Origin of the sequence: Desulfolutivibrio sulfodismutans DSM 3696, from assembly GCF_013376455.1 — a bacterium.
Classification (GTDB): domain Bacteria; phylum Desulfobacterota; class Desulfovibrionia; order Desulfovibrionales; family Desulfovibrionaceae; genus Desulfolutivibrio; species Desulfolutivibrio sulfodismutans.
Genome location: NZ_CP045504.1, coordinates 3,340,417 through 3,353,105, shown reverse-complemented (window position 1 = coordinate 3,353,105; position 12,689 = coordinate 3,340,417). Strand labels below are relative to the sequence as shown.

At 65.2% G+C, this 12,689-nt stretch carries 12 protein-coding genes; 10 read left to right on the top strand and 2 right to left on the bottom strand.

Annotated elements, in window-relative coordinates; translation table 11 throughout:
* The first annotated feature begins 12 nt into the window (after positions 1-12).
* The 9 genes from GD606_RS15295 to GD606_RS15255 all read left to right on the top strand — a co-directional run bounded on the left by GD606_RS15295 (position 13) and on the right by GD606_RS15255 (position 9,587).
* Positions 13-675: an isochorismatase family protein gene (locus GD606_RS15295; protein WP_163301749.1), complete on the top strand. Its 663-nt coding sequence runs from the start codon at positions 13-15 to the stop codon at positions 673-675.
* Between the two features lie 92 nt (positions 676-767).
* Positions 768-1,136 carry a NifB/NifX family molybdenum-iron cluster-binding protein gene (locus tag GD606_RS15290; RefSeq protein WP_163301750.1) on the top strand — a complete coding sequence of 123 codons (369 nt, stop codon included), beginning with the start codon at positions 768-770 and terminating at the stop codon, positions 1,134-1,136.
* A 205-nt stretch (positions 1,137-1,341) separates the two neighbouring features.
* The gene (locus GD606_RS15285) at positions 1,342-4,125 is read left to right on the top strand and encodes a 7TM diverse intracellular signaling domain-containing protein (RefSeq protein ID WP_163301751.1); all 2,784 of its coding nucleotides are present in this window, start codon (positions 1,342-1,344) and stop codon (positions 4,123-4,125) included.
* Positions 4,126-4,291: 166 nt separating this feature from the next.
* Complete coding sequence (locus tag GD606_RS15280; RefSeq protein ID WP_163301752.1) at positions 4,292-4,684, top strand: hypothetical protein; 393 nt, start codon at positions 4,292-4,294, stop codon at positions 4,682-4,684.
* Positions 4,681-4,914, top strand: a complete 234-nt coding sequence (locus GD606_RS15275; RefSeq protein ID WP_374190862.1) for a YMGG-like glycine zipper-containing protein — start codon at positions 4,681-4,683, stop codon at positions 4,912-4,914. Before GD606_RS15280 ends, GD606_RS15275 begins: the two co-directional genes overlap by 4 nt.
* An 86-nt stretch (positions 4,915-5,000) precedes the next feature.
* Positions 5,001-6,056, top strand: a complete 1,056-nt coding sequence (locus GD606_RS15270; protein WP_163301753.1) for a C1 family peptidase — start codon at positions 5,001-5,003, stop codon at positions 6,054-6,056.
* 75 nt (positions 6,057-6,131) lie between these two features.
* A complete protein-coding gene (mscL, locus tag GD606_RS15265) occupies positions 6,132-6,569 on the top strand; it encodes a large-conductance mechanosensitive channel protein MscL (protein WP_163301754.1) in 438 nt (145 codons plus the stop codon).
* 81 nt (positions 6,570-6,650) lie between these two features.
* On the top strand, positions 6,651-6,809 hold the full coding sequence (locus GD606_RS15260; RefSeq protein WP_163301755.1) for a hypothetical protein: 159 nt from the start codon (positions 6,651-6,653) through the stop codon (positions 6,807-6,809).
* Between the two features lie 180 nt (positions 6,810-6,989).
* Entirely contained in the window at positions 6,990-9,587 is a 2,598-nt protein-coding gene (locus GD606_RS15255; protein WP_163301756.1) for a WD40/YVTN/BNR-like repeat-containing protein, read from the top strand.
* 8 nt (positions 9,588-9,595) lie between these two features.
* Here the strand turns inward: GD606_RS15255 and rarD are convergent, their stop codons facing one another.
* Together rarD and GD606_RS15245 are read right to left on the bottom strand one after the other, a co-directional pair.
* Positions 9,596-10,495 carry an EamA family transporter RarD gene (gene rarD / locus GD606_RS15250; RefSeq protein ID WP_163301757.1) on the bottom strand — a complete coding sequence of 300 codons (900 nt, stop codon included), beginning with the start codon at positions 10,493-10,495 and terminating at the stop codon, positions 9,596-9,598.
* Positions 10,496-10,889: 394 nt separating this feature from the next.
* A complete protein-coding gene (locus GD606_RS15245; RefSeq protein WP_170304572.1) occupies positions 10,890-11,039 on the bottom strand; it encodes a hypothetical protein in 150 nt (49 codons plus the stop codon).
* A 146-nt stretch (positions 11,040-11,185) separates the two neighbouring features.
* Here GD606_RS15245 and GD606_RS15240 point away from each other — a divergent pair, with 146 nt between their 5' ends.
* Entirely contained in the window at positions 11,186-12,301 is a 1,116-nt protein-coding gene (locus GD606_RS15240; RefSeq protein ID WP_246298837.1) for an AI-2E family transporter, read from the top strand.
* Positions 12,302-12,689 lie beyond the last annotated feature (388 nt).

The following is a 12,689-nucleotide window of genomic DNA, read 5'->3' as shown; positions in this document are numbered from 1 at the left end:
AAGGAGCGGAACATGGATGGGACGAGACCACGTTGCAGCCTGCACCCTCTGGCGATGTGTCTTGCGGCGGCGCTTGTGGCGCTTAGCATGACCACGCATGCGGCCCGGGCCGGGGAGACGGTGGTGGACCTGTGGTCGGGAATCGCCCCGCCGCCTGCGCCGGTCCTGGAGGACGCATCCCCGCCCAAGGGGAAAACGGCCCTCCTGATCCTGGACATGCAGCCCCAGACCTGCAACGCCGAACGCCGCCCGCGCTGCCTGGATACGGTCGCGGCCGTGTCCGCCCTGGCGGCCAGGGCCAGGGCGGCGGGCGTCCCCATCCTCTACAGCCTGACCCGCACGGGCAGGCCCGAGGACATTTTCGAAAGCATGGGGCGCACCTCCGCCGACCCGGTGGTGGCCGCCAGCGTGGACAAATTCCTGGGCACGGACCTGGAAAAGGCCCTGGCCGAGCGCGGCGTGACCACGGTGGTGGTCACGGGCACGGCGGCCCACGGGGCCGTGCTGCATACGGCCACGGGCGCGGCCCAGCGCGGTCTTTCGGTGATCCTCCCCGTGGACGGCATGTCCGCCGAGGATCCCTATACCGAGGCTGCGGCCCTGTGGTGCCTGGTCACGGGTCCGGCCAGCCGGGGCAAGACGACCCTCACCACCACGGCGCGCATCACCTTCTGACCCTCTCCGGCCGGAGGAATCCCCCTGCCGTGGCTGGCGGTTTTTCCGGCAATGGGCTACACCCCCGGCACATCATTTGTTGGAGGTCTTTTATGACAAAAATCGCTGTTCCGACCAAGGGCGGCCTGGTGGACGAACATTTCGGCCACTGCGAGTCCTTTACCATCGCCACCGTGGACGACGCCAAGACCATTATCTCCCGCGAGTCCTTCACCCCGCCGCCCCAGTGCGGCTGCAAATCCGACCTGATCCCCACGCTTCTGTCCATGGGCGTGTCGGTGCTGGTGGCCGGAAACATGGGCGAGGGCGCGGTCATGCGCCTGCGGCAAAACGGCATCCAGGTCTTTCGCGGGGCCTCCGGCCCGGTGGAAGAGGCCCTGGCCGCCTATCTGGCGGGAAATCTCGCCGACCGCGACGAACTGTGCCAGCACCACGGCCACGAGTGCGGCCACGGGTTGTAGCCCGGCATCCCTGGCGCCGACGACTGGATTTTTCCGTTGCCCGGCCGGGAACCGGCGTCCGCCGTGTCCCGGCCGTTTTGTCTTGGCGTTGCCGCGAAAGGCGCGCCCCGGCGGCGCCGAAATTGACGGGGCCGGAGAAAATGGCTAATCTTCTAAAAAATTTAGGGGTCATCTTCACCCCGTGACTTCCATTCCAGCGGCAAGCATGACTCACCACGCCCTGCGCCTTGCCCTCACGCTTGTGCTTGTGTGCGGCATGGCCGCCACAGTCTTGTGTTTCCCGCCGGACAGCCCCGCAGATACAACCCCCGATGCCTGCGAAACGGATCTTGCCGCAACCGCCATGGTCCTGACGGACCCGGATGGCGTCATGGACATCGTCCGGGTGGCGGCCCTGCCGCCCGAGGCCTTCTCCCCGGTAGGCGGCACTACGGTGACGTTTGATCCCGGCACGGCAGCCGCCTGGATCAAAATCCCCCTTGACGGGACGCTGCGACGCTCCGTGGGCACGACGTATCTGAGCCTGGGCTGGCCCCGGCTGTGGGATGCGGACGCCATTGTCGAACTCACCCTGTTCCACCGCACCGCCATGCCCTCCTCCGGCGACGGAGACCCGGCCGGATGGCGCAGCCTGCGGCTCGTGAAGGACGGCAGGCTCGGTCCCGAATACGCCTTCGCGACCCCCTTCTCCTTCGCCCTGGACTTTCCCCCGGGCCAATGGCCCGCTGCCCTGTTTCTGCGGGTGCAGGGCGACGGATTGCGTTTTCCCCTGGTCCTGCGCAGCCACGAGTCCATGACGGCCCACCAGCAATCGAGCATGGTCTTTTTCGGGATCTATTACGGCATCGTGTTCACCCTGGTGATTCTCAACCTGTCCATGCTGGTCACCCTGCGCGAGTCGGGCTACCTCTGGCTGACGGCCTATTCCCTGGCGGAACTGGGTTTTTTCGTTTCGGCCAACGGCTTTTTGCTCGACATCCTCGGCAGCCGGTCGCTTGCCGTGTCCTGGGCCTGGGGGAGCGGGATGCTCGGCCTTGTCGGGCTGACCACGGCCATGCTGGCCAGGGCCTTTCTCAAGACCCGGGAACGATCCAGACGCTTTGACGCGACGCTTCTGGCCCATGGGTCGCTCTGCGCCGTCTGCGGCCTGGGAGCGATGTTTTTTTCGTCCCATAGCGTGGCCGACCTGGAGGCCGCCCTGGTCACCCTGGGGCCTTTTCTGGCCCTCGGCGCGACCTATGCCTGCCGCCGACGCGGCGGCAAGGCCATGGTCTTTTTCTCCCTGGCCTGGGTGGTCTGGGCCGTGGGCGGGGCGGTGGGACTGGCCTCCTACCTGGGCCTTCTGCCCGCTTCTGCCGTCGCCTTCCACGCCTTCCAGGCCACATCGGCCCTGGCCGCCCTGCTTTTGACCATCGCCATGGCTGAACGGGTCTACATGCTGCGCCGCGAACGCGAGGTGGCCGAGGCCGGGAGCCAGGCCAAAAGCCGGTTCCTGGCCAGGACCAGCCACGAGCTGCGCACCCCGCTCAACGCCATTTTAGGGCTTGCCGACTATCTTCTGGGCTCACGCCCCACGCCGGATGTCCGCGAGGGATTGGGAACCATCCGGGATTCCGGACGGCATCTGCTGGCGGTGATCAACGACATCCTGGACATCTCAAGCATCGAGGCCGAAAAGTTCACCCTCGACGAAGGCGATTTCGATCTCACCCGACTCATCGCGACCACCGGGGCGATCTTCGAGACCAACGCCCGGCAAAAAGGCCTGGCCTTTGGCGTAGACATCGATCCCGCCACCCCCCGGGTGGTCCGGGGCGATTCCAGGCGGTTGCGCCAGGTGCTCATCAACCTGCTGGGCAACGCCGTCAAATTCACCCCATCGGGCGAGGTGCGCCTTGCCGTCGCCCCCGATCCGTCGGCCGGGCCGGACATGGTGGCCTTCGCCATACATGACACGGGCATCGGCATCAGCCCCGAGAAACGTGGCCGCATCTTCACGGAATACGGCCAGGCCGATGCCGACATCGGACGCCGATTCGGCGGCACGGGACTGGGATTGTGCATCGCGGCCCATCTTGCGCACTGCATGGGCGGGGGCATCCGGGCGGACTCCCGGCCGGGGCAGGGCAGCGTCTTCACCCTGACGGCCCATCTGCCCCCCGGGGAGGAGGCGGCCATCCCCCCTGATCCGGCCCCGGATGACGAGTCACCGGTTTTCTCGGAAAAGACCCTGCGGGTTCTGGTGGTGGACGATGACCCCCTCAACTGCAAGGTCAGCCTGCTGCACCTCACACGCCTGGGGGCCTTCGCCAGGGCCGTGTCCTCAGGCGAAAAAGCCCTGGCGCTCCTGTCCCGGGAACCCTTCGATGTGGTGCTTCTGGATGTGGAAATGCCGGGGACGAGCGGCCCGGAATTGGCGCGAACCATCCGTCAGGGCGGTCGGCCGGGATGTCCCCGGGACATCCCCCTGGTGGCCATGACCGCCCATTCCCGCCCTGATGCCGAGCGCATCAGCCGAGAGGCGGGCATGGACGGTTTTGTGCTCAAGCCCGTGAATTTTTACGAGTTGGCCGGATTTTTGCGCCGCTTCGCCCGGGAAGACGCCCCCGGCGCGGATAATCGCGGCACGGTCCAGGACGGGGTTTTGCTCCATGAGGCGGCCCGCCGCCGACTGGGCTTAAGCCGCGACGACTACGACATCGTCCTGCCCATCTGCCTGCGGGAGCTCCAGGCCAGCGCCACGCGGCTGCGGGAGTGCATGACCGCCGGGGACGCCCCGGCAGCCTTCCGTTGCGTCCACAACATCAAAAGCACGGCGGCCACCATCGGGGCCATGGCCTGCAGCCGGGCCGCCGCACGCCTGGAGACCGCCCTGCGGTCGCAGACCCCCCTGGCCGAACTCGCGGGCATGGCCGCCGAACTGGAGCACGCCCTGGCCGGGCTCGCGGACGGTCCCTCCCCCATAGCCGCAACGGCCCCGGAGGCGTAACCCCTCTGTCGCCTCAACGAAACGAGAACCGTTGTCATTCCCGCGCGGCAATGCTACTTTCTTGCATGATGTATGAATTGCGGGCAGCCCGGACGGATTGCCCGCGTTCCCAGCCCCTCGCCAATCGGCGAAGCAAGGCCGGGGAACAAAAAATGCAGGAGGTGCCATGAAAGGATGTCGCAGCGTCACGGCGCTTATCGTCGCCGTCGGACTCTTTGTGTTCACGGCCGGGGGGCTTTTTGCCGCCGAACCGGCCATGCCGGAAATCACCGGCGTGGTGTGGATGAAATCCACCCACCAGGAAAAACTGGCCTTTCTGGTCGGCGCCAGCAGCGTGGTGGCCATCGAGCACCACATCGACCTCAAGGAGGCCGACGATCCCTCGAAGTTCACCGAGGGATGGGTTTTGGCCTTCAAGGACAAGAAATGGACCGAGGTCGAAGGGAAGATCGACGACTATTTTGCCGCCCATCCGGACAAGGGCGACACGCTGGTCATGGATGTCGTGTGGAAGGAACTGATTCTGCCGACCATGGTGGCCAAGGGGGCAAAGCCGTGAAAAATATCATCATTGTCACTGTAATGGTGCTGACATTGGGGTTTGTGGCCTGCACCAGGATGACGCCCACCCAGCAGGGGGCCTTAAGCGGCGCGGCGATTGGCGCGGCAGCCGGGGCCGGGATCAGCGCCATCGCCGGCGGCAACGCCGGGGTGGGGGCGCTTCTGGGCGGCGGACTTGGGGCCGTGGCCGGGACCGTCGTCGGCAGCCAGCAGGAACGCCGGTATTAACGAAGAGAAAGCCCGGGCTTCCCCGGGCTTTCTCTTTTGCCTCAAGGCGGAAGGATCTCACTCGCAAAAACGGTTGGGGGGGGCGTATGATACGACGGCTGTTTGCCTATGCCGCCATGGTCTGTGTCGTGTTTCTGGCCGCCCAGCGGAATGCGTGGGCGGAGCCGATCCCGTTCGACGCCGATGACACCATCGACGAGATCCGGGAAAAAATCCGCCACAATGGCTACCAGTTCACCGTGGCCCCCAATCCGATCTTCAACCTCCCCCCGGCCGAGCGGAGCACATACCGCAGCCGCCGGGCCTCCCTGCCGCCCGCCGAAAACTCCCGTCTGGCGGCAAGCTCCGTCAGCGCCCTGCCCAAAAAGGCCCTGCCGACATCCTTTGACTGGCGCAGCTACAACGGGCATTCCTACATCGGGCCGATCAAGAACCAGGGCAGTTGCGGATCCTGCTACGCCTTCGGGGCCGTGGCCGCAGCCGAAGGCGTCTACAACGTGGCCATGGGCCGCTATGACGCCAACGTGGCCGACTTCTCCGAGTCCTTCATCGCCTGGTGCCTGGGCGAATACGGCCCGTATTACGATCACTTTGCCGGTTGCAGCGGCGCAGACTACGACTATGCGGAGCTTTTGGCCCTGACCGTGGAGGGCGTCACCTGGGAGGCCAACTTTCCGTATACGCCGAGCGACCCAGGCAGTTGCACCCATATGAGCGACCCCGTGGTCAAGTTCGATTCCTGGGGCCGCTGCGGCTGCAACGACATCGACGCCATCAAGACCGCCATCATGACCTATGGCGTGGTGGACGTGGCCGTCTACGCCGATTCCGCCTTCGACGCCTATTCCGGCGGCATCTATGAAGACACCCTGACCACCTGCCCCGGCTCCCCCTGCGCCTACACCACCACCAACCACGCCGTGGCCCTGGTGGGCTGGGACGACAACGGGGATGCAGAAAACAACGGCTACTGGATCCTGCGCAACAGCTGGGGCTCCACCGACTGGGGCGAGGGCGGCTACATGCGCATCAAGTACACCTCCGCCCGGGTGGCCTGTTCAGTGGCCTATCTGACCTATACCGCTCCAGCCGACACGCCGGGCTCGGTCCCGGCCGTCAACAGCCTGCTTCTGGGGGACTAACGCCGCAGGAAGTCGTCGCGGCGACAGGGCGGCCCGAAACGGCGGGCCGTATCGGAAAACGACGCGGGGGAAATCATGCGCATCATCCAGGAGTTCAAGGAGTTCGCGGCCCGGGGGAACGTGGTCGATCTGGCCGTGGGGTTGATCATGGGCGCGGCCTTCGGCAAGGTAGTGTCGTCTTTGGTATCCGACATGCTCATGCCGCCCATCGGCCGGATCATGGGCAACATCGATTTCAGCAACCTGTTCGTGAATCTCTCGGACACGCCCGCCGCATCCCTGGCCGAGGCCAAGAACCTGGGGCTGGCCACCGTCAACTACGGCGTGTTCATCAACACCGTCATCGACTTCCTCATCGTCTCCCTGGCCGTGTTTTTCCTGGTCAAGGTGGTCAACCGGCTGCGCGCCGCGCCCAAGGCCGCGCCGACCACCAAGGAATGCCCCTTCTGCCGGTCGGCCATCCCCCTGGCGGCCATCAAGTGCGGCCACTGCACCTCGGACCTGTCGGGCTGAGGCGGGACGGGCTTCGCACCTCCTCCAGCGAACGGCTGGTGGAAAAAATGCGGCCACGCCCAGGCCGCAGGGAAAAACGCCATGTGCCAGACACCCCGCCCACGCCTGGACCGTTTTCTGGAAAACCTGACCCGGCCCGGAAGGTTTGGGGCCAAGGTCCGATTGGTGATCGCCAACACCCTGCGCAAGATCTTTTCCATGCGCACCTGCTGCGGCCGCCCCGGACAACCGGGCTGCTGACAATGAGAACCTGTCGCCGGTCGGCGACAGACGAATCTGGAGGCACGGGCATCGTGTCCTCCACGGCGTCGCGGGACGGCGCCATGTCTGCGGCCCTGACGCCCCGGACTCCCGGAGGACACGCCTGAATAAGGCCTTGCATCCCTGGCGGCAACAAACCCTCTTTCCCGGAGCCACCGTATGACCATGCCGCTTTTTCTACGCAACGCGGCGCGTATCACGCCGCTGCCCGTCGGCGTGCTTCTGATCCTTCTCGTGTCCGTCTCCCTTTTCGGGTGCGGCAGCGACCAGCCCCCCTCCAACTCCCTGCAAAACGCCCCGCAACTTGCCCAAAAAAAAGCGGAAAGCGACACGGAGCGGCTGGCTAGGCTTTTGGCCAAAAAGCGCGCCAAGCCCAAGAAGCGTTTCGACAAGCCCAAGGAGGCCATGGTCTTTTTCGCCGAAAAGCGCGCCCCTGTGGGGGAAAAGGCCATCCCCTCCGAGCGCTACGTCGCCGCCCTCGAGCATATGAAAGGCATGGACATCTATTCCACGCGCCTGGACAGGCTCATCCCGGCGGGCAGAAAGGGCGACTTCCTGAATTCCCGCGAAGGGGTGCTGGGCCGGTGGACCGCAGTCGGTCCCGGCAACGTGGGCGGCCGGATCCGCTCCCTGGTCATCGACCCGGGCGCGCCCGCCACCATGTACGCCGGAGGCGTGGCCGGCGGCGTCTGGAAGACCGTCAATTCGGGAACCACCTGGACCCCCCTGACCGATCTGCTGCCCAATCTGGCCGTGTGCTCCCTGGCCATGGACCCGGGCAACTCAAACGTCCTCTACGCCGGGACCGGCGAGGGCTTCGGCAATTCCGACGCCGTGCGCGGCGCGGGCATCTTCAAGACCACCAATGCCGGGGCCGGTTGGACGCAGCTGTCCGCCACGGCCACGGAGGCGTTTTATTACGTCAACGACATCGTGATCAGCCCCAACGACTCGAACCGGGTCTACGCCGCCACCCGCAAGGGCATCTATCTGTCCGCCGACGCCGGGACCACCTGGACCCAGGTCCACGACGCCTCGACCATCAGCGGCTGCACCGATCTGGCCGTGAGCGACAACGCCGGGACCGACCGGGTGTTCGCCGCCTGCGGCCTGTGGACCACCTCGCCCACGGCCTACATCCTGCGCAGCGCCGACAACGGCCAGACGTGGCCCCAGGTCTACACCCAGGCCTACATGGACCGCACCTCCCTGGCCATCGCCCCGTCCGATCCCGACGTCATCTACGCCCTGGCCTCGAACAACAACAAGACCAAGGACTATCTCTACACCAACGGGCTTCTGGCCGTGCTCAAGTCCACAGACGGCGGCACGACCTGGAACGCGGTCTACACCAACACCAACGACTGCACCGTCCCGGCCGACATGCTCCTGACCAACCCGCAAAGCGCCATGTGCCCCTGCACCACCAAGGCGGAAAACTTCTCCAACCAGGGCTGGTACGACAACGTCATCGCCGTGGACCCCAAGGATCCGGACATCGTCTGGGCCGGGGGCATCGACCTCTTCCGTTCGGACGACGGCGGCCAGACCTGGGGCATGGCCTCCTACTGGTGGACCGAGACCAGCCGCCCCTATTACAACCACGCCGACCATCACGTCCTGGCGTTCCACCCCGCCTACGACGGAAGCGCCAACCAGACCCTCTACAGCGGCCACGACGGCGGGCTGGCCGTGACCGCCAACGCCCGGGCGGCCGTCACCCAGACGGTCTGCGACACCACGAATCCACCCCAGGTGGCCTGGACCAGCCTCAACAACGGCCTGTCCGTGACCCAGTACTACTACGGCGCGGTCTATCCCGGCGGGAATACGTTTTTCGGCGGGGCCCAGGACAACGGCACCACCCGGGGAACCACGGCCGCCGGTCCCAACGCCTGGACCACGCTTCTGGGCGGCGACGGCGGGGCCGTGGCCGTCAATCCTGCCGACACGGACATCCTCTACGGCGAATTCACCAACCTCTCCATGGTCCGTTTCACGGATGGCGGGGTCAACTACGAAAACTGCGTAAGCGGCATCACCGAAAAGGCCGCAGACTTCCCCTTCATCACCGTGTTCGTCATGGACCCGGGAAATCCGGACATCCTGTGGACCGGCAACAAGCTCCCCTGGCGGACCGTAAACGGCGCGACAAATTGGACCCAGGCCGGGGCGCTTCTGGCGGGCGACTCCTCCATAAGCGCCATGGCCGTGGCCCCGGGCAATTCGAACCTGGTGGCCATCGGCAAGACCAACGGCTACATCCTGGTGGGCACGGCGGCCCTTTCGGCAACTGCGGCCACCGTGTGGCCCTCGGCCCAGCCGGTCACCGGGAACATCTCCTCCCTGGCCTTCGACCTCACCGACACCCAGACCATCTACGCCACCTGCTCCAATTTCGGGCAGCACCACGTGCTCAAGTCCGAAGACGGTGGAGCGACCTGGGTCGACATCTCCGGGTCCGGGGCGTCGGGGCTGCCCGACGTGCCGACCTTCTCCGTGGTCGTGGACCCGGACGTCCCCTCGCGGCTGTACGTGGGCACGGATGTGGGGGTCTTCGTGACCACCAACGGCGGCTTGTCCTGGGCGGTGGAGAATACCGGCTTCGCCAACGTGATTACGGAATCCCTGGTGCGCGACGCGCAAAGCGGACAGCTTTTCGCCTTCACCCACGGCCGGGGGGTCTGGTACGTGCCCCTGCCGGGCTCAACGGGGGCCGTCCCGGCGATAGCGCCGCTTCTGCTGGGCGACCAGTAAGCCAGGGCCTAGGCCTTGCCTCCCGGAATCCGGCGCAGGGTGAGGACCGCATCCACGGTGTAGACCGCGACCCCGGCCCAGATGCAGCAAAAAGTCGCCGCCCGGGCCGGGTCGAAGGGCTCGCCGTAGACCAGAACCCCGAGCAGGAACATGCAGGTGGGCGCGATGTATTGCAAAATGCCCAGGCTGGTCAGGCGCAGCCGCCGGGCCGCAAAGGCGAAGGCCAGAAGCGGGGCCGCCGTGACCACACCCGCGCACAGCAAAAGCACATCCGTGGCCTGCCCCAGATGCAGAAACGCCCCGCGTCCATCCTGCCAAAGCCCCCACAGGTAGAACCCGGCCGGAACGCCCAGCACCGCCGTCTCAAAAAACAGCCCGGGCAGGGACTCCACCCGCATCAGCTTGCGCAGGAGCCCGTAGACCCCGAAGGTTCCGGCCAGGGCCAGGGCGATCCACGGCAGCCGACCGTGGGCCACGACGCTTATGCCCACCCCGATCACGGCCAGGGCCACGGCCAGGGCCTGGAGGCGGCTTAACCGCTCCCGAAAAAAAATCGCCCCAAGCACCATGTTCACCAGGGGGTTGATGAAATAGCCCAGGCTGGCCTCCACCACATGCCCGGAATTGACCGCCTGGATAAAAAGCAGCCAGTTGACGCCCAAAAGCAGGCCGCAGGAGGCCATGAGCAGCACATCCCGGCGGCGGGACAACACCCGGCGCGCCTCGCCAAGCCGACCCATGACCACCAAAGCCGCCCCGGCCGCCAGCAGCGACCACACCAGGCGGTGGCACAGAATCTCCACCGGGGCAACGTCGGCCAGGGACTTCCAGTAGATGGGCAAAAGCCCCCAGGAGACGAAGGCGAACAGGGCGGCGGCGACGCCGGACAGGGTATGGGGAGCGGGCATGGCTGAATCCTTTGCGGCGGGGCCGAAAACGGCCCTGGCCGGGCGCGGATCATGCCAAAGCCGGGGACGGTTGTGAAGCGCGGGGCGGCGTCATGGCGCACCCCCGCAAGGCATCGCCCTTGGGTATTTCAGGATGCCCGGACGCGTACGCCCGCAGCACGGACGCCGCAGCACAGAGCCGCAACCCTCGGGCCGGATGTGCCTGATGATGCTGGCGTCATGCCCCGGCATCGGGTAGAGCATTGCCGGGGGCGTGGCAGGCCGCACGGCGCAACCGGACATCGTGCGTGGACATGGGGACAAACTGACGCGGCAAGCGGGCGCAGCAAAAAACCGTCCCGGAGGGGCCATCCCCCCCGGGCCGGTCAAAAAAATACGGTGCGGGGCGTTGCGACTAGTGGTGGTCTTCCTGGCTGAACTGGCGGATGCGGTAGAAGGCCACGGCCACGATGATCGCCATGTAGATGTAGATGGCCGGAACGCCGTAGAAAGCCTGTTCGCTGGAATGCCCCATGTTGGTGATCAGTTCGCGTATGACGCTCATGGTCCGGTCTCCTTGTGGCCAGGATGTGAAGTTTCGCCCAAAGTCCGGCAAAATTCCTTCGAAACGCCGGAAAAGTCAAGCCCTTCTCCAGATGCGACCAACACTCCGGCCTGCCTGCCGCCGGGAAAAACAAGGAGATGCCCGCCGTGTTTGACGACAGACCCTTCACCTTCGACCGCGTGGTGCGTCTGGCCCTGACGGCCGGCCTGTTGTGGGGAATCGTCAGCCTGCTCGGCTACCTGAGCGACGTTTTGGCCCCCTTTGTCATGGCCCTGGTCCTGGCCTATCTCATCAATCCCCTGGTCAACCTCCTGGAGCGGCGGCTCAAAAAACGTACTTTGGCGGTGATTGCCGCCCTGACAGGGGTGACCCTGGCCGCCGTGGCCCTGATCCTGCTCGTAGCCCCCATGATCGTGGGCGAGATGACCCGCATGGGACGGCTTTTGTCCGAGTTCATGGACAATTCCGATCTGGCCCGGCGCGCCGCCGATCGTCTGCCCCCGGACCTGTGGAAGTGGGTCAGGGATTTCGCCGCCCGGGACGACGTCCGGGCCTGGTTCGCCCAAAACGATGTGCTGGGGTTGGCCAAGGAGGCCGCCAGCCGCATCCTGCCCGGGGTATGGGGGGTCATCAGCGGCACGGCCGATGTGATTCTGGGGCTGGTCGGGGTGTTCGTGGTCGGGCTGTATCTGGTCTTTCTGCTTCTCGACTACGCTAAGGTCCGCCACTGGCAAGATTATGTTCCCGAGCGCTACCGCACCGTGGCCGTGGACTTCGTGACCGATTTCGAAGGCTACATGAACCGCTATTTCCGGGCCCAGGCCATCCTGGCCTCGGCCGTGGGCGTGACGTGCGCCGTGGGGTTTTCGCTTATCGGCCTGCCCCTGGCCATCCTCCTGGGGCTTTTCGTCGGGGTGCTCAACATGGTGCCCTACCTCCAGCTTCTGGCCGTGCCCCTGGCCGTCCTGCTCGGGCTTTTGCATTCGCTGGAGGCCAACGCGGGGTTCCTGACGATTCTTGCGCTCATCGCCCTGGTTTTCATCGTGGGCCAACTGGTCCAGGATGTGATTCTGGGGCCGCGCATTCTGGGCAAGGCCATGGGCCTGTCCCCGGTGCTCATGCTCTTGTCCCTGTCCGTCTGGGGCAAGCTCCTGGGTTTTTTGGGCCTTTTGATCGCACTGCCTATGACCTGCCTGTGCCTGGCCTGGTACCGGCGGGCGGTGCCCGCTCCCGTGCCGGAAACAGCCGCATCCCCTGACTGATATCTGGCCATCGAACCTGGAAGCCCCTGATTACAAGTACAACATATTGGAATACTTATTTTTAGTATAAATATTGTCGTATCTTCAGGGACGAAACACCACGCTCGCAACCGCCCAGGCGGACATCCGGGATGTGCGGGAAACCATCATGATATCCTTGTTTTTTCCTTCAAATGAACGGTCTGTTTTTTTGAAACGCTCACTCGTTCCGCTACACTTGGTGATTGCACATCTCTAGAAACACATTCCCCCCTCCCCAACCACGAAGTTAAAGACGCCATGCCTGGCTGACGCCACAGATATCCCAGTCTTCCGGAGAATCGCTCTCCGGACAATGTCCCGGCTTGTTCTTGTAAAACATTTTTGCTATTTTTTTGTTAGTCATGGC